We start from the raw sequence: 14,737 nt of genomic DNA, 5'->3' as shown, positions 1-14,737 counted from the left end.
TAGAAAAGTGCTGCGAGAGAACCTCGCAGCACAGAAGGTATTACCAGCGGTAATGAGCGAACGCTTTGTTTGCGTCAGCCATGCGGTGAACGTCTTCACGTTTCTTAACCGCAGTACCTTTGTTCTCAGACGCGTCTAGCATTTCAGCTGCTAGGCGTTGAGCCATAGATTTTTCACCACGCTTGCGCGCAGCTTCAACCAACCAACGCATAGCAAGTGCGTTACGGCGAACCGGACGTACTTCTACAGGTACTTGGTAAGTTGAACCACCAACACGGCGAGATTTAACCTCTACCGCAGGGCGTACGTTTTCAAGAGCTTCTTCAAAAATAGCTAAGTGGTCTTTACCAGACTTTTCAGCCATAGCATCTAGTGCAGTGTAAACGATTTTCTCTGCAGTAGATTTTTTACCGTCAACCATTAGGATGTTAACGAATTTTGCCAGCAATTCAGATTTGAATTTTGGATCTGGAAGGATCTTACGCTGACCAATGACGCGACGACGTGGCATGGATTTATCTCCGTTGTCTTCTTCAGGTTTTATCCAAAACTTTTCAGTTTTTTCAAAAAATTAAAAATAATTTAGTGTTTGGCCTTACTTAACGGAATCCATTAAGACTTAGGACGCTTCACACCGTACTTAGAACGACCTTGTTTACGGTCGTTAACGCCAGCACAGTCAAGTGCACCGCGAACAGTGTGGTAACGTACACCCGGAAGGTCTTTTACACGACCGCCACGGATTAGTACAACACTGTGCTCTTGAAGGTTGTGACCTTCACCGCCGATGTACGATGTAACTTCGAAGCCGTTTGTCAGACGTACACGACAAACTTTACGAAGTGCTGAGTTAGGTTTTTTAGGTGTAGTAGTGTAAACACGAGTACATACACCACGTTTTTGTGGGCACGCTTCTAGTGCAGGCACGTTGCTTTTAACAACTTGCTTTGCACGAGGCTTACGTACCAACTGGTTAATAGTTGCCATTAACTAGCTCCTGATTTACTTGAAAGTAAGCTTTGTGAAAAATCTATCCCCAACTACCATTGCAGTTAGGGACGCAAAATTCTATGCAGCAGTGAGAGGTGTGTCAAGAAATATACGGATCTTTTTTGTTCAATTAGGACAATTCATCCGTAAAGCTTTAGCGACAGTAAATCACGTTCAATCCCAAGTAAGCGATTTATCCTGTTTAACTGTGAGCTCAACGAAGCCTGAGTAATTCACGATCGTCAGTGATGGACTGATACGATTCGCAATACCGCGAGCGTGAATATCGCTCTCTAGCACAAATACACTGCGGTTTTTTAGGTGGGAAAACGCTTTATGCTGCGAGTTAGCAGCGTACACGGCATCTTCTATAAGTAAGATGTCATCCTGTACATTACATAAGGGCATGGCGTCTTCTAGGGCGGAGACCGTTTTTATAATATGTAGCATAACTTCCTCAGAACGACAGTAGCTTGCCAGCGTGTTGCAACTTATCTTTGAGCTGCTCTGAGCTTAACGCTTGAGCTTCAATGACTAAATCCGCTTGAGCCAAACCTCGCTGAGCTAATGACTCTGAGCACACAAAGACTTGTTCGATATCGTATAAATCGAAAAGCTTCAGCATCGGCGCATAATCTTTGCTCAAGATCTTACTCGGTTCTTGTCCTAGTAGAAGCTGGTAAACCCCATCTCCCATGAAAATGACGCTGATATCTTCACAGTAAGCCGACGCGGCTAACAGTGCATCCACACCTTCACGACCAGCCGCACTGCCATGCGGTGCGCTACGAAATAGATAAGTTAGCTGACTCAAAACTGTACCACTCTGTCTTGGGTTAACATCGCTTCGGCTAAGCTACCTAAGCCGGCTTGCTCAAAACCTTCCGCTAGATTGCTCTGGACCAAACCATGTTGATTCGCTTCTTCTTCACTTACGATCCCGCGACGCAAAGCCGCAGCAACACAAGTTTCTAGACGAACACCATGCTCTTTTGCCAAAGATTGCCATGCCTTATTGAGATCAAATTCGTCGTTGGCAGGCACACTCAAAGCATTACCATTGGTCACGCCATCTTGATAAAAGAAAACGCTCACTAACTGATGGCCTTGCTCAATCACCGCCTTGGCGAACTGATAAGCACTGCGCGCTGACTGGCTACCGTAAACAGGACCGTTCACCACCAATGTGTAAGTCAGTTTACTCACTTTTCATCGTCCTCGGTTTTACGTTGACGAATGTATAAGTAGACGGTGTGTTTTGAAATGTTAAGACGATCTGCAACGCGGTTGATGGCATCTTTAATATCGAAGATGCCTTTGTCGTACAATTCCATCACGATTTGGCGATTCTTGGTGTTGTTCGATACGGATTTATCCGCATTGATCTCTTCGATGGTGCGTTCAACAGTTTGGTCCACCAACTCTTCTACGTCACTAGCAAAGTTAACTGAGGAAGCCGCTTCTTTTGCTTCTTGCGTTGGCATGAAAGATTGAAGGACTTGCGAGAAAGGCGCGTCCAAGTTGACGTTGATACACAACAAACCAATCACGCGATTTTCACCATTACGAATGGCAACAGTGATCGACTTCATCAACACGCCACCTTTTGCACGGGTAAAGTACGAACGTGAGAAGTTGCGCTCCGAGCCTTCGATGTCTTTTAGCATTTTAAGCGCTAAATCAGTGATCGGTGAGCCGACTTGGCGACCCGTGTTTTCACCGTTAGCGATTTTAATTGCAGAGGTATTTAAGTCTTCTAGCGAGTGAAGAACGATTTCACAAAAGGGGCCTATCAGGCTGGCGATACCATCAACGACCGCCTCATAAGATCTTAAAATGATTTTGTCGTGCTCGGTAAACGGCATCACGTTAACGGATTCCATTTCGAGCAACATCTCCGCGTTTATTGTTTCTGTAGTTGTCATAAGCCTTCGAGCGAAAAATCAACAAATTGGTGTAAGTTTATCAGAAAATTTGAAAATCAACCTAGCAAACTCACCAACTAGTGACCTAGAACAAAAAAGGCCCGTTAAACGGACCTTTTTCAATAACTTATCGCGGCTTATTGTTATTGCTCTGCGTTGTCGTTCTCGACTTTTAGCAGCTCAACTTCAAATACTAGCGTTGAGTTAGCAGGAATGCTTGGTGTGTCTTGATCACCGTATGCTAGCTCTGGCGGGATAACGAATTTGAATTTAGAACCCACAGGCATTAGCTGAACACCTTCTGTCCAACCTGGGATTACACGGTTAAGTGGGAATGTTGCAGGTTCACCACGATCGTAAGAGCTATCAAATTGCGTACCATCGATTAGCGTACCTTTGTAGTGTACTTGAACCGTATCAGTGTCTTTTGGCTTCTCACCTTCAGCAGGAGTAATAACTTGGTATAGAAGACCTGTATCTGTCTTCACTACGCCTTCTTGCTTCTCGAACTCAGCACGGAAATCATCGCCAGCTTTTTTTGCTTCAGCAGCTTTCTCAGCCGCTTGTGCTTGCATCTTTTCAGCAACACGCTTATCTAGAGATTCTAGTGCTGCACGTGTTTCTTCTTCATTCAATTCAGCATTGCCTTTGAAGACGTCTTCGATACCTTTTAGTACCAAGTCTTTGTTAAGATTAATGCCGATTTCGCTTGGCTTGTCGATGCTTGTGCTTAGGTAGTTAGCAAATGAAACACCGATTGCGTATGCCGCTTTATCGTCGTCGGTTTTAAAGTGAACCGCTTTACCGGTTTCTGCTTGAACTTGTTCTGCTTGAGGTGCGGCTTCTGTTTTAGTTTCTTCTTTCTGACAACCTACCGCTAGCATAACTGTTGCAGCAAGTAGCGACACTTTTAAAACTGATTTCATTAAATTCTCCCAATAATGGCTTTGCCATTGGTTGTTGTGCACAAATCTTCTATGAGACTAGTGAAGACAATCGTTATACCAATATACTAGCTATATGTCTTAAGACACAAACCGGATTATTAGATGTGATGCAAAGAATTTCTCATTTATTCCTATATTTAATTGTCATCACCACGTTAAATGGTTGCTTTTTCGCCGAGCGTGAAGTGCACCGTTGGCCGATAGAGCCTCAGGGTGCGACGAGCTTCGCACTTAGCAGAGATGGACGATTTGCTCTGCTCTATTCTCAGCAACACCATTTGATGCTGTGGGACCTAGAGCAAAATGAACAACTAGCCAACCTGGGCGAGCTCGATGCCGATGCCAACGTGGTATCCCATATTCGTATCTCAGACAATGGTCGCTATGCAGTCACAGCAAGCCAAATGAACTTCGCAGTTTGGGACTTAGGTTGGACGCAATCCGAAGGCCTTTGGTCTATTTCTGATGCGCTCATTCGCGACGTTGATATCACCAGTAACGGTGAGCAAGTTCTGCTCGGGTTATCCAACGGTAAAGCAATTTACGTCAACTTAGTCACCGGACGTCGCTTGGAGTTCCTTGCGCATCGTGAAAAAGTCAATTCCGTCGCCATTTCTCCTAATGGCCGCTTCGCACTGACTGGTGGTAATGACTACAAAGCGTATTTGTGGGACACCGAAACCGGACAAGTGCTGCGGACCTTCGAACATGAACAACGGGTTGTTCGTGTTGCCCTGCAACGAGATGGCAAGTTAGCAATGACATCCGATGGCGGAAACCAAGCAGTAATTTGGGATTTAAAAACTGGACAAGAAGTCACACAGTTGAGCAGTTGGTCGCGCCAATTGATCTTTTCTACTGCGCGATTTTCTGATGACGGAACTCAGTTAGTGACAGGAACGCCTTCTGGCCGCGTTTCAATATGGAATACTCAAACCGGAAAACGGATTGGCGGATTTGAAGTTGAGCCAAAAAAAGACACTCGCCCTCCCCGTGCGGTCGTGTATGATGCAGCCTTTGATTCAAAACAACGCGTAATTACTGCTACTTCAGCAGGTATTGCCCAAGCTTGGCAGTTAGAGAAAGGATCATGACAGAAAAAATCATTCAGCAATTGGAAGCACGCATTAATGACTTAGAATGTCAGCTTGCGTTCCAAGAACAGACTATTGAAGATCTGAACGGTGCCTTATCGCAGCAGCAACTGCAAATTACCAAGATGCTCGATCAGATGAAATATGTGGTAGGTAAAGTAAAAAATATGGACTCGTCGAATTTAGCCGATCCGTCAGAAGAAACCCCACCACCGCATTATTAAAAGGCAGGCTCAAATAGCATAAAGCCCAGAAAATGTTCTGGGCTTTATTGTATTGATTACTTAAGAAGGTTGCTCAAGAGGAAGCTATTCGTCGGCGTAAATTTTGACGCTCAGCTCGCCTTGCGTATTAATGCCAGCTCGGTACATGCCAGAGCTGTTCATCGCAAAGTGCAGCTCACCTTGCGCGTCAATTGCGATTAAACCGCCTTCGCCGCCCATCTCTTTCAGTTCCCCCTGAATAATATGCTCACAAGCAGTATGAATATCTTCTTGTAAGTAACGCATCCGCGCGGCGACGTCTTCTGCGACACGTTTACGGATAAAAAACTCACCGACACCCGTAGTCGAGACCGCGACGACGCCATTTTCGGCCACCGTGCCGCAGCCTATCAAAGCCGAATCTCCGACTCGATTGTATTGCTTATTCGTCACGCCCCCCGTACTGGTGGCAGCGGCTAAGTTGCCTTGTTGGTCCAACGCTACGGCTCCGACGGTGCCATGTTTACGATCATCTGGGTAACGAGATTCCGACAAAGCAAACAGCCCTTTCTCACGCATAGACAGCAACTGCTCATAACGGCGATCAGTAAAGAAGTAATCCTGTTCGGTATACTCATGGCCTTGTTCAAAAGCAAACTTCTCTGCGCCCTCACCCACCAACAACACGTGATTGCTGTTTCGCATTACGTCACGAGCGAGCTCAATTGGATTCTTGATATGACGAACACCAGCGACCGCTCCTGCGGCTTGGTTTCGACCATCCATGACAGAGGCATCCATTTCTACCATTTCGTTGTTGGTCAGCACCGAGCCTTTACCCGCATTAAAGTTAGGCGAGTCTTCCAATACTTTTACTGCAGCAACAACCGCATCCAAAGCGTCGCCGCCTTTCTCTAGAATTTGATAGCCAGCTTTTACCGACGCTTCCAAATCAGCCAAGATCGATTGCTGAAGTTCATTGCTCATCTGTTCACGTAAAATGGTGCCTGCGCCACCATGAATCGCAATCGAGAAAGGTTTTGTCATCGCTTTTTCCATGAGTTGTTCTTTTCTTCTATGCACTACACCTTAGATAAACAAAAAGCGCAAGTTGAAACCTCAACTTGCGCTTTTCAAAGCTTTGCTAGATAAGATTATCTAGTGAAGGAGCTTATGATTAGTGAGAACCACAGCTACCGCCGCCACAGCAGCCTTCATCGTCGTGATCATGGTCATGACCACAGCCACCAGCTTGATGGATATGACCGTGTTCGATCTCTTCTGCTGTTGCTTCACGTGTAGACATAACTTCTACTTCGAAAGTTAGTGTTTGACCAGCTAGCATATGGTTACCGTCAACAACCACTTCGTTGCCGTCAACTTCTGTTACTTCTACAGGGATTGGACCTTGGTCAGTGTCAGCTAGGAAGCGCATGCCCACTTCGATTTGGTCAACGCCTTGGAATACGTCCGCAGGAACGCGTTGTACTAGCGCATCGTTGTGCTCGCCGTAAGCTTCCTCAGGAGCTACCGTTACTGAGAACTTGTCGCCAGCCACTTTACCTTCAAGCTCTTTTTCAAGACCAGTGATTAGGTTGTTGTGACCGTGAAGGTAATCTAGAGGCGCTTCTGCTGTTGATTGATCAACAACGACACCGTCTTCCAACATTACTTTGTATGCAAGGCTTGCAACAACGTTCTTTTCAATTTTCATACTAACTCCAGGGAGATTAATTGACTTAACCTGAATGGGGTTAAGTACTGAGATATCTGGGTGTATTATGGGGATCAATTATCGAAGTTCAATTATTCCGGCTTAAAAATTCCGATCATTTCCTGATCTGAGTGTTTATTTTTCTCTACAGATTGCGGTTTACGCTGCTCAGTAAACTCACACTCGACACACTCAACTAACTCGATATTATTTTCAATCCACCAGCGCAGGGTATCTTGCTGGCTGCAATTTGGGCAGCTAGCGCCGGCAATAAAACGTTTCTTGATTTTCACGCTATTTCCTTAGCTTGAGTCTTGGCTCAAGTACTACTTCCAATGATTAGGTGACTGATGGTCGCTCTCCATCTCACGACCAAAAATTTCTTCTAGCTCTTTGCGTGCCTCTTTCGCTCTCTGAGCCAATTTCTTATCTTCATTGTGCTGAGGCAATAAGTCCTTAAGCATAGCATTATCTAACTTACGAAAATGTGCTTCTGCCCGCTTTGCTTGATATGGGTGCATACCAAGTTCTACGAGCGCTTGGCGACCGAGATCCAATGCCCCTAAAAATGTTTCACGAGAGTAATTCTCGACACCGTGGCTCATTAACTGATACGCCTCGACACGGCTTCTTGCTCGGGCTAGCAACTTAAGTTTCGGGAAGTGCACGCGGCAGATATCAACGATGGCCATCACCTCATCAGGTGAATCGGTACAAATGACCAATGCTTCTGCTTTATCTGCGCCAGCAGCCCGTAAAAGATCAATTTGGGTAGCATCACCATAAAACACTTTGTAACCATACTTGCGCAGTAGGTGGATTTGGCTGGCATCACTTTCTAATACCGTCACTTTGATTTTATTGGCATACATTAAACGTCCGACGATCTGACCGAAACGTCCAAAGCCTGCAATGATCACGCGTGGCCGGCGATCCACTACTTTCGTGGTCATGCCCTCTTCTTCTTGATTCAGGGTATGAGCAAACCATTTTTTTTGTCCCATCAGCAAAAGTGGTGTCGTCACCATGGATAAACTGACCACCACCAACAAAAACGCTACTTGCTCTTTGGATAAAATGCCCTCTTGGCTCGCTGCGGTAAATATGACAAAGGCAAACTCACCACCTTGGCTTAAAATCGCGGCCATACGGCTTCTCGCTTTGGCTCCGACATGGGCAGCTCTCGCCAATGCATACAAAACCAAGCCCTTAACCACGACCAAAGCCACCACCGCGCCCAGAATCTCTAAAGGGTGTAATGCCAATAACCCCAAATTTACCGCCATGCCAACCGCGATGAAGAACAACCCCAACAACAAACCTTTAAACGGCTCGATAGCGATTTCCAATTCATGTCGATACTCACTCTCAGCCAGCAGAACGCCGGCTAAGAAAGTCCCTAGAGCCATAGAAAGCCCGAGCTTTTGCATCACGACAGAAATCCCAAGCACAACCAACAATGCGGCGACGGTAAAGAGCTCACGAACGCCGCTCATCACAACAAAACGAAATAGTGGACGCAATAAGAAATGACCACCAATCAACAGGGCCACCACACTACCTAATACCGTGAAGACATCTAACCAACTACCGCCACTCTGCCCGCCAGCAAGCAAGGGCAACATTGCCAACATTGGGATCACGGCAATATCTTGAAAGAGCAATACCGCAAAACCAGACTGACCCGTTTCGGTGCCATTGAGCCCTTGCTCTTCAATCACTTTAAGAGCAATTGCCGTCGAGGACAGCGCCAACCCCATCCCAATCACCAAACTCACTTGCATGCTTACGCCGAACATACTGACGACACTGCCGATCACGGCGGTCGTAACCACCACCTGCGCGCCGCCTAAACCTAGAATCGGTCCTCGCATTTGCCACAGTTTTTTAGGATTTAGTTCAAGGCCGATCAAGAACAGTAACAACACGACCCCAAGTTCAGCAAAGTGCAAAATAGCATCAACATCACTGATTAAGCCAAGGCCCCAAGGGCCAATCAACACACCGGCAAGTAAATAACCTAAAACCGAGCCAAGTCCGAGACGCTGAGCAATCGGCACCGCGATAACCGCTGCTGAGAGAAAGACCACGCTACTTTGAAGAAACTCACTGGTTATCGCCATACTGACCTCCTTGGTCTGTTGCTTCCCAGTTTTCAAGTGGGTTGTTCAACCACCGACGATACAATTCGGCGTGCTCATACCGCTCAATATCCGAGACATTACGCGACCAATACAACACCAAAGGTTCAATCCAGTGCATTTGACACAAGGCAGCCGTCAGTTCAAACGGTTGTAAGATTTGCTCTAATGGATATTTGTTGTACCCCTTCGCGCTAAAGGCCTCTTCTTTCCCTCCCGTTGTAATCACACTGCGCCAGTATTTTCCCTCCAGCGCCGAACCTCCGCCAAAAGCAAAACCTTTGCCCAGCACTCGGTCCAACCACTCTTTTAACAGGGCTGGGCATGAATACATATAAAGCGGGTGATGAAACACGATCACATCATGCGTGAGCAACAACTCATGTTCATAATTCACATCAATAAAGAAGTCAGGGTAAACACCGTAAAGATCGTGCACAGTGACGTGCTCAAGCGACTGAGCTTTTTTAATCATCACTTGATTAGCAATCGAGTTATGTGGCTCTGGATGAGCATAAATGACCAGAACTCTTGGGAGAATAGACGGTGCAACAGCCAAATGGTCGTCCTTGTGGTTATTTTTATCCGTTATCAAATTGTTATACTTTTTTGTACAGCATAATGCAATTAAAGCGAATCAATCGACTTTTCCGGCCAATACCCCTACTATTCACCGCTAGATATATACCCAAGTGGCTTTAAAAACGATTGAAACCACTTCGCTATGTAACCAAGCAACGCGCACTGCGCAAAGTGAATGAAAACTTTATGATTACCTTCTCTGATATTCAGTTACTGCGTGGCGGTAAACCTCTTTTAGATCAAGCTTCAGCGACTATCCATCCTGGCGATAAAGTCGGTCTTGTGGGCAAAAACGGCTGCGGTAAATCAACGCTATTTGCATTGCTGAAAGATGAACTGTCGATTGATGCAGGCTCATTTAGCCAACCTCAACATTGGGAGTTGGCCTGGGTCGCACAGGAAACGCCTGCGCTAGAGCGCACTGCACTGGAATACGTCATTGATGGTGATCGCGAGTACCGAGCGCTCGAAAAGAAGTTGGCTGAAGCGGAAGCACAAGACAACGGCACCTTGGTTGCCGAGATCCACGGTAAAATTGAAACCATCGGCGGTTATAGCATTCGCGCTCACGCGGCAGAATTGCTCGACGGTTTAGGTTTCAGCCAAGAGCAAATGAGTTGGAGTTTGACTCAATTCTCAGGTGGTTGGCGTATGCGCCTTAACTTAGCCCAAGCGCTATTGTGCCGTTCTGACTTATTGCTACTCGATGAGCCAACCAACCACTTGGACTTAGACGCGGTGATGTGGCTTGAACGTTGGCTACAAAACTACCCAGGCACACTGATCCTGATCTCGCACGACCGTGACTTCCTTGACCCCATTGTTGGCCGTATTATTCACATCGAAAACCAACAATTGAACGAATACACGGGTAACTATTCGTCGTTCGAAAACCAACGAGCGCAAAAAATGGTGCTGCAGCAAGCGATGTTCGAGAAGCAACAGAAACAGATGTCGCACATGCAAAGCTACATCGACCGCTTCCGTTATAAAGCCTCTAAAGCACGCCAGGCTCAAAGCCGTATTAAAGCTTTGGAGCGCATGGAGAAAGTGTTACCCGCTCAATTCGATAACCCATTTAGCTTCCAATTCCGTGAGCCCGCGGCGCTGCCAAACCCAATCATGATGATGGATGAAGTATCGGCAGGCTACGGTGACAACCTGATCTTAGAGAAGATCCGCTTGAACTTGGTTCCTGGCAGTCGCATTGGTCTACTCGGCCGTAATGGCGCGGGTAAATCGACCTTGATCAAATTGCTCTCTGGTGAGCTTAACGCGCAAGGTGGCGATCTGACTTACTCACAAGGCGTAAAAATAGGTTACTTTGCTCAGCATCAATTAGAAACGCTGCACCCTGAGGAAACGCCGCTGCAACACATGATGCAGATCGCGCCGGATCAAACCGAACAACAGCTACGTGATTACCTGGGCAGCTTTGGCTTCCAAGGCGACAAAGCACTGGAGAAAGTCGCGCCGTTTTCGGGTGGTGAAAAAGCCCGTTTAGTGCTGGCCTTAATTGTGTGGCAAAAGCCAAACCTGTTGCTACTTGATGAACCAACCAACCACTTGGATTTGGACATGCGTCAGGCATTGACGATGGCACTGCAAACGTTCGAAGGTGCAATGGTGATTGTTTCGCACGATCGCTACTTACTGCGTGCTACAACCGATGACTTGTACTTGGTGCATGATCGTCAAGTTGCGCCGTTCGATGGTGACTTAAACGACTACTACAAATGGTTAACTGAGCAACAAAGAGCGGAACGCAAAGAAGCACAAGCTGCACAGCCAGCCAAAGATAGCGCCAACAGCGCGGCAGCGAAAAAAGAGCAGAAACGTCGCGATGCAGAATTTCGTAAGCAGACGGCGCCAATTCGCAAAACGCTGACACAATTAGAAAATAAAATGGATAAGTTAGGTGCTACACTGGCCGAAGCTGAAGAACAATTGGCAGATAACTCACTGTATGAAGCCGAAAATAAAGCTAAACTTAACCAAGTGCTGGCTCTTCAAGCTTCTAGTAAGGCAGAGCTCGAAGAAATTGAAATGGAATGGATGTCTGCTCAGGAAGAACTGGAGCAGATGGAGCTAGAGTTTAATCAATGAGTAATCAACACGCTGAATACACACTCACCCTAGAGCACCTTTGGCAGTTCAGTCTGCAGTTTTATGGTGTGCGAGAAGTGAAAGAAGCGTGTTTATCATTACAGAACAATTATCACGGCAACGTGAACCTACTCCTGCTGCTCAGATGGCTCGATGAGCAGCAACTCATTTTCCAAGAAAAAGACTGGCCTCTGGTACAAAGCTGTCTGGGCCGAAGCGAAACCTTATTGCACTCTTTTCGCGACTTACGTCGCCATCTTAAGTCTCAAGTCAATGACGCTTTATATCGTGAAACCTTGCAGTTTGAGCTGCAACTAGAAAAGCAGCAACAAGCGGATTTGGTGAACTGCATTAACTCGCTCACGCTGGTCAAAAATGATGGCGCCCCACTCACGCTGAGATACTGTCGTCAACTTGGTGGTGAGCATTTGCAACAGGCCTTTGCTATTCCGGTGCCAAACATTCACCCACCAAAACGCCCATAAATCTGTAGAATACCTATAATCTTTATAAAGGATTATATTAATAAGTTCTTCAACTGACACCGAAGAACCGCATAAGAGCAGTTAGGTATGACACAATTTTTCGCAGCCGCCGGGATCAAAAACCCGCACCTTCAAACGCTTTTACCGCGTTTTATTCGCAAAAAAGCGTTGTTTACGCCGATTTGGCAAACCCTCGATACATCCGATGGCGATTTTCTCGATCTCGCATGGAGCGAGGACCCAACCCAAGAACCTGCGCAAAAAAAGCCGATTTTTGTTTTATTTCATGGACTAGAAGGCTGCTTCTATAGCCCTTACGCCAATGGCCTAATGAATGCATTTGCTCAATCCGGATGGCTGTCGGTGATGATGCATTTCCGCGGTTGTAGCGGTAAGCCAAACAAGAAAGCTCGCGCCTATCATTCTGGTGAAGTGACTGACGCCCGCCACTTCTTAGAGCACCTTGAGCAACGCTTTCCTGATAACCCCAAAGTTGCGGTTGGCATTTCTCTTGGCGGTAACATGTTGGCGAATTATTTAGCCCAATACAAAGACCACCCCATTTTGAATGCGGCGACCATTATCTCAGCACCTTTAGACTTAGCAGCGTGTGCGAACCGTATTGAACAAGGCTTTTCGAAAGTGTATCGCCGTTACCTGCTCTCTTCGCTCAAACGCAACGCGTTGCAAAAACATCACTTGTTGCATGGCGAGCTCGCTTTGTCCTACAACTCAATAAAACGTGTCACACGATTGTATGAATTTGATGATTTGATCACGGCACCACTGCACGGTTTTAAAGACGCACAAGATTATTACGATCAATGTTCTGGCTTAAGTAAATTACAACAGATCACGCTACCGACACTGATCATTCACGCCAAAGACGATCCATTCATGACCGACGATGTGATCCCGAAATTTGTTCTGCCAGATAATATTGATTACCGTCTCTTTGAGCACGGTGGGCATGTTGGTTTCCTTACCGGTTCAGCGCTCAAGCCGAAATTTTGGTTGGAAGAAGCGCTGCCAGCGTATTACGAAAGTATTGCCGCAGATTACCTTTCTGCTGTATCCAAGCAGCGAAAGCAGTAAACTAGCCGCTCATCATAAAAGTTCGAGGTATTTATGATCATTCCATGGCAAGACATTGCGCCAGAAACATTGGAAAACTTAATTCGTGAATTCGTCTTACGTGAAGGCACGGATTACGGAACCGTCGAGATTTCTTTGCAAGACAAAGTGGATCAAGTAAAAACTCAATTAGAAAAAGGCGAAGCGGTTATCGTGTTCTCTGAACTGCACGAAACCGTCGATATTCAGGTAAAAACAAAATTTTAGACCCTTCACATTTTACCGTACCCCACTCAATGACAAGGCATTGTTACGTGCTATAGTGGGTTATCGACCGTGCAGTAGCAGCCTACTGCACATTACAGGTAAGTAATTTTCGACAAGGTTTGTCATGTCAGCTAAACACCCAATTATTGCGGTTACTGGTTCATCCGGTGCCGGCACGACCACTACATCTGAAGCCTTCCGTAAGATGTTCAATATGATGAACGTTAAACCCGCATGGGTTGAAGGCGACAGCTTCCATCGCTTTACTCGCCCTGAAATGGATATAGAAATCCGTAAAGCGCGCGAGCAAGGTCGACACATTAGCTACTTTGGCCCTCAAGCTAATGACTTTCCAGGATTGGAAGAGTTTTTCCGTAAATATGGTCACGATGGCGCAGGCAGCGTACGTCGCTACCTACACACCTTTGACGAGGCCGTACCTTATAATCAAATGCCTGGAACCTTCACACCGTGGCAGGACTTACCGGAGAACAGTGACGTTCTCTTCTATGAAGGCTTGCACGGCGGTGTTGTGGATGGCGATGTTAATGTTGCGCAGCATGTGGATTTCTTGATTGGTATGGTACCAATCGTAAACTTAGAGTGGATCCAAAAGTTTGTGCGTGATACTCGTGACCGCGGTCATTCACGAGAAGCAGTAATGGATTCTATCGTGCGCTCGATGGACGATTATCTTAACTACATCACTCCGCAATTTTCTCGCACTCATATTAACTTTCAGCGCGTCCCAACGGTCGATACCTCCAACCCCCTTAATGCGAAGGGTATCCCAAGCCTGGATGAGAGCTTTGTCGTAATTCGCTTGCGTGGGATAAAGAAAGTCGACTTCCCATATCTCCTGGCTATGATTGATGGCTCATTCATGTCACGCCACAACACGATTGTCGTGCCAGGCGGTAAGATGAGCTTTGCAATGGAGCTCATAGTTCGGCCTATCCTACAACAGCTCATCGAAACAGGGAAAATTGGCTAAAAACCTGCCTGCGAAGATGTTTACTTTTCATACCGTGATCATGTGCACAGTTTTGCTTACAAAATCTCAATCATGGCACGATTAAAATCAAGAAATCGTTTTCGAAAAAGGATACTATTTCTTACCGAAACACAAGAGAGCTTGCAGCATATAAAAAGTGCTCTTATTCTAGTAGGCCTAATTCAGGCTTAGCTAAAATATGGATAGCGCAAGCG

Annotated in this window: 19 protein-coding genes; 7 read left to right on the top strand and 12 right to left on the bottom strand. The window is 46.3% G+C overall.

Going from position 1 to position 14,737, the window contains the following annotated elements; all coding sequences use genetic code 11:
• Positions 1 to 40 precede the first annotated feature (40 nt).
• The 7 genes from rpsG to fkpA all read right to left on the bottom strand — a co-directional run bounded on the left by rpsG (position 41) and on the right by fkpA (position 3,841).
• Complete coding sequence (gene rpsG / locus MTR11_RS23015; protein WP_005382796.1) at positions 41 to 511, bottom strand: 30S ribosomal protein S7; 471 nt, start codon at positions 509 to 511, stop codon at positions 41 to 43.
• Between the two features lie 101 nt (positions 512 to 612).
• Positions 613 to 987 carry a 30S ribosomal protein S12 gene (gene rpsL, locus MTR11_RS23010; RefSeq protein ID WP_004399892.1) on the bottom strand — a complete coding sequence of 125 codons (375 nt, stop codon included), beginning with the start codon at positions 985 to 987 and terminating at the stop codon, positions 613 to 615.
• Positions 988 to 1,164: 177 nt separating this feature from the next.
• A complete protein-coding gene (gene tusB / locus MTR11_RS23005) occupies positions 1,165 to 1,440 on the bottom strand; it encodes a sulfurtransferase complex subunit TusB (RefSeq protein WP_047010412.1) in 276 nt (91 codons plus the stop codon).
• Positions 1,441 to 1,447: 7 nt separating this feature from the next.
• Entirely contained in the window at positions 1,448 to 1,804 is a 357-nt protein-coding gene (gene tusC / locus MTR11_RS23000; protein ID WP_005397648.1) for a sulfurtransferase complex subunit TusC, read from the bottom strand.
• Positions 1,801 to 2,196: a sulfurtransferase complex subunit TusD gene (gene tusD, locus MTR11_RS22995; protein WP_243328458.1), complete on the bottom strand. Its 396-nt coding sequence runs from the start codon at positions 2,194 to 2,196 to the stop codon at positions 1,801 to 1,803. The genes tusC and tusD overlap by 4 nt, the downstream gene beginning before the upstream one ends.
• Positions 2,193 to 2,915, bottom strand: coding sequence for a transcriptional regulator (locus tag MTR11_RS22990; protein WP_031780643.1), 723 nt, complete (start codon positions 2,913 to 2,915; stop codon positions 2,193 to 2,195). Before MTR11_RS22990 ends, tusD begins: the two co-directional genes overlap by 4 nt.
• A 143-nt stretch (positions 2,916 to 3,058) precedes the next feature.
• Complete coding sequence (fkpA, locus tag MTR11_RS22985) at positions 3,059 to 3,841, bottom strand: FKBP-type peptidyl-prolyl cis-trans isomerase (RefSeq protein ID WP_005397659.1); 783 nt, start codon at positions 3,839 to 3,841, stop codon at positions 3,059 to 3,061.
• 128 nt (positions 3,842 to 3,969) lie between these two features.
• Between fkpA and MTR11_RS22980 the strand changes: the two genes are divergently transcribed.
• Positions 3,970 to 4,956 (top strand): WD40 repeat domain-containing protein, encoded by a 987-nt coding sequence (locus MTR11_RS22980; RefSeq protein ID WP_237309558.1) that lies wholly within the window; start codon positions 3,970 to 3,972, stop codon positions 4,954 to 4,956.
• The gene (locus MTR11_RS22975; protein WP_005381455.1) at positions 4,953 to 5,180 is read left to right on the top strand and encodes a SlyX family protein; all 228 of its coding nucleotides are present in this window, start codon (positions 4,953 to 4,955) and stop codon (positions 5,178 to 5,180) included. The genes MTR11_RS22980 and MTR11_RS22975 overlap by 4 nt, the downstream gene beginning before the upstream one ends.
• An 84-nt stretch (positions 5,181 to 5,264) precedes the next feature.
• On the opposite strand, the gene MTR11_RS22970 is transcribed toward MTR11_RS22975, so the two are convergent.
• The 5 genes from MTR11_RS22970 to kefG all read right to left on the bottom strand — a co-directional run bounded on the left by MTR11_RS22970 (position 5,265) and on the right by kefG (position 9,573).
• Complete coding sequence (locus tag MTR11_RS22970) at positions 5,265 to 6,206, bottom strand: isoaspartyl peptidase/L-asparaginase family protein (RefSeq protein WP_046874543.1); 942 nt, start codon at positions 6,204 to 6,206, stop codon at positions 5,265 to 5,267.
• Between the two features lie 130 nt (positions 6,207 to 6,336).
• The gene (slyD, locus tag MTR11_RS22965; RefSeq protein WP_047010415.1) at positions 6,337 to 6,873 is read right to left on the bottom strand and encodes a peptidylprolyl isomerase; all 537 of its coding nucleotides are present in this window, start codon (positions 6,871 to 6,873) and stop codon (positions 6,337 to 6,339) included.
• Between the two features lie 92 nt (positions 6,874 to 6,965).
• Complete coding sequence (locus tag MTR11_RS22960) at positions 6,966 to 7,166, bottom strand: YheV family putative zinc ribbon protein (protein ID WP_005381449.1); 201 nt, start codon at positions 7,164 to 7,166, stop codon at positions 6,966 to 6,968.
• Positions 7,167 to 7,199: 33 nt separating this feature from the next.
• Complete coding sequence (kefB, locus tag MTR11_RS22955; RefSeq protein WP_170892574.1) at positions 7,200 to 8,996, bottom strand: glutathione-regulated potassium-efflux system protein KefB; 1,797 nt, start codon at positions 8,994 to 8,996, stop codon at positions 7,200 to 7,202.
• Positions 8,980 to 9,573: a glutathione-regulated potassium-efflux system ancillary protein KefG gene (gene kefG / locus MTR11_RS22950; RefSeq protein WP_005397668.1), complete on the bottom strand. Its 594-nt coding sequence runs from the start codon at positions 9,571 to 9,573 to the stop codon at positions 8,980 to 8,982. The genes kefB and kefG overlap by 17 nt, the downstream gene beginning before the upstream one ends.
• A gap of 209 nt (positions 9,574 to 9,782) precedes the next feature.
• On the opposite strand from kefG, the gene MTR11_RS22945 reads away from it, so the two are divergent.
• The 5 genes from MTR11_RS22945 to MTR11_RS22925 all read left to right on the top strand — a co-directional run bounded on the left by MTR11_RS22945 (position 9,783) and on the right by MTR11_RS22925 (position 14,522).
• Positions 9,783 to 11,702, top strand: coding sequence for an ABC transporter ATP-binding protein (locus tag MTR11_RS22945; protein WP_243328457.1), 1,920 nt, complete (start codon positions 9,783 to 9,785; stop codon positions 11,700 to 11,702).
• Positions 11,699 to 12,187, top strand: a complete 489-nt coding sequence (locus MTR11_RS22940; RefSeq protein ID WP_005397673.1) for a TIGR02444 family protein — start codon at positions 11,699 to 11,701, stop codon at positions 12,185 to 12,187. The genes MTR11_RS22945 and MTR11_RS22940 overlap by 4 nt, the downstream gene beginning before the upstream one ends.
• Before the next feature lie 87 nt (positions 12,188 to 12,274).
• The gene (locus MTR11_RS22935; RefSeq protein WP_046874535.1) at positions 12,275 to 13,282 is read left to right on the top strand and encodes a hydrolase; all 1,008 of its coding nucleotides are present in this window, start codon (positions 12,275 to 12,277) and stop codon (positions 13,280 to 13,282) included.
• A 33-nt stretch (positions 13,283 to 13,315) separates the two neighbouring features.
• Entirely contained in the window at positions 13,316 to 13,528 is a 213-nt protein-coding gene (locus tag MTR11_RS22930; RefSeq protein ID WP_048626696.1) for a YheU family protein, read from the top strand.
• A 124-nt stretch (positions 13,529 to 13,652) separates the two neighbouring features.
• On the top strand, positions 13,653 to 14,522 hold the full coding sequence (locus tag MTR11_RS22925) for a phosphoribulokinase (protein ID WP_005397679.1): 870 nt from the start codon (positions 13,653 to 13,655) through the stop codon (positions 14,520 to 14,522).
• Positions 14,523 to 14,737 lie beyond the last annotated feature (215 nt).

Origin of the sequence: Vibrio sp. CCB-PB317 (assembly GCF_022808245.1) — a bacterium.
Lineage (GTDB): Bacteria > Pseudomonadota > Gammaproteobacteria > Enterobacterales > Vibrionaceae > Vibrio > Vibrio diabolicus.
The sequence above is the reverse complement of the archived record's forward strand: the minus strand, read 5'-3'. Positions and strand labels throughout refer to the sequence as shown.

What these genes read in the sequence shown, in the direction of transcription:
- MTR11_RS22930 (WP_048626696.1), top strand. Translation starts at nt 13,316, where the DNA reads ATGATCATTCCATGGCAAGACATTGCGCCAGAAACATTGGAAAACTTA.
- MTR11_RS22925 (WP_005397679.1), top strand. Translation starts at nt 13,653, where the DNA reads ATGTCAGCTAAACACCCAATTATTGCGGTTACTGGTTCATCCGGTGCC.
- rpsL (WP_004399892.1), bottom strand. Translation starts at nt 987, where the DNA reads ATGGCAACTATTAACCAGTTGGTACGTAAGCCTCGTGCAAAGCAAGTT.
- MTR11_RS22975 (WP_005381455.1), top strand. Translation starts at nt 4,953, where the DNA reads ATGACAGAAAAAATCATTCAGCAATTGGAAGCACGCATTAATGACTTA.
- rpsG (WP_005382796.1), bottom strand. Translation starts at nt 511, where the DNA reads ATGCCACGTCGTCGCGTCATTGGTCAGCGTAAGATCCTTCCAGATCCA.
- MTR11_RS22940 (WP_005397673.1), top strand. Translation starts at nt 11,699, where the DNA reads ATGAGTAATCAACACGCTGAATACACACTCACCCTAGAGCACCTTTGG.
- MTR11_RS22945 (WP_243328457.1), top strand. Translation starts at nt 9,783, where the DNA reads ATGATTACCTTCTCTGATATTCAGTTACTGCGTGGCGGTAAACCTCTT.
- MTR11_RS22935 (WP_046874535.1), top strand. Translation starts at nt 12,275, where the DNA reads ATGACACAATTTTTCGCAGCCGCCGGGATCAAAAACCCGCACCTTCAA.
- tusB (WP_047010412.1), bottom strand. Translation starts at nt 1,440, where the DNA reads ATGCTACATATTATAAAAACGGTCTCCGCCCTAGAAGACGCCATGCCC.
- kefB (WP_170892574.1), bottom strand. Translation starts at nt 8,996, where the DNA reads ATGGCGATAACCAGTGAGTTTCTTCAAAGTAGCGTGGTCTTTCTCTCA.
- MTR11_RS22990 (WP_031780643.1), bottom strand. Translation starts at nt 2,915, where the DNA reads ATGACAACTACAGAAACAATAAACGCGGAGATGTTGCTCGAAATGGAA.
- MTR11_RS22970 (WP_046874543.1), bottom strand. Translation starts at nt 6,206, where the DNA reads ATGACAAAACCTTTCTCGATTGCGATTCATGGTGGCGCAGGCACCATT.
- slyD (WP_047010415.1), bottom strand. Translation starts at nt 6,873, where the DNA reads ATGAAAATTGAAAAGAACGTTGTTGCAAGCCTTGCATACAAAGTAATG.
- fkpA (WP_005397659.1), bottom strand. Translation starts at nt 3,841, where the DNA reads ATGAAATCAGTTTTAAAAGTGTCGCTACTTGCTGCAACAGTTATGCTA.
- MTR11_RS22980 (WP_237309558.1), top strand. Translation starts at nt 3,970, where the DNA reads ATGCAAAGAATTTCTCATTTATTCCTATATTTAATTGTCATCACCACG.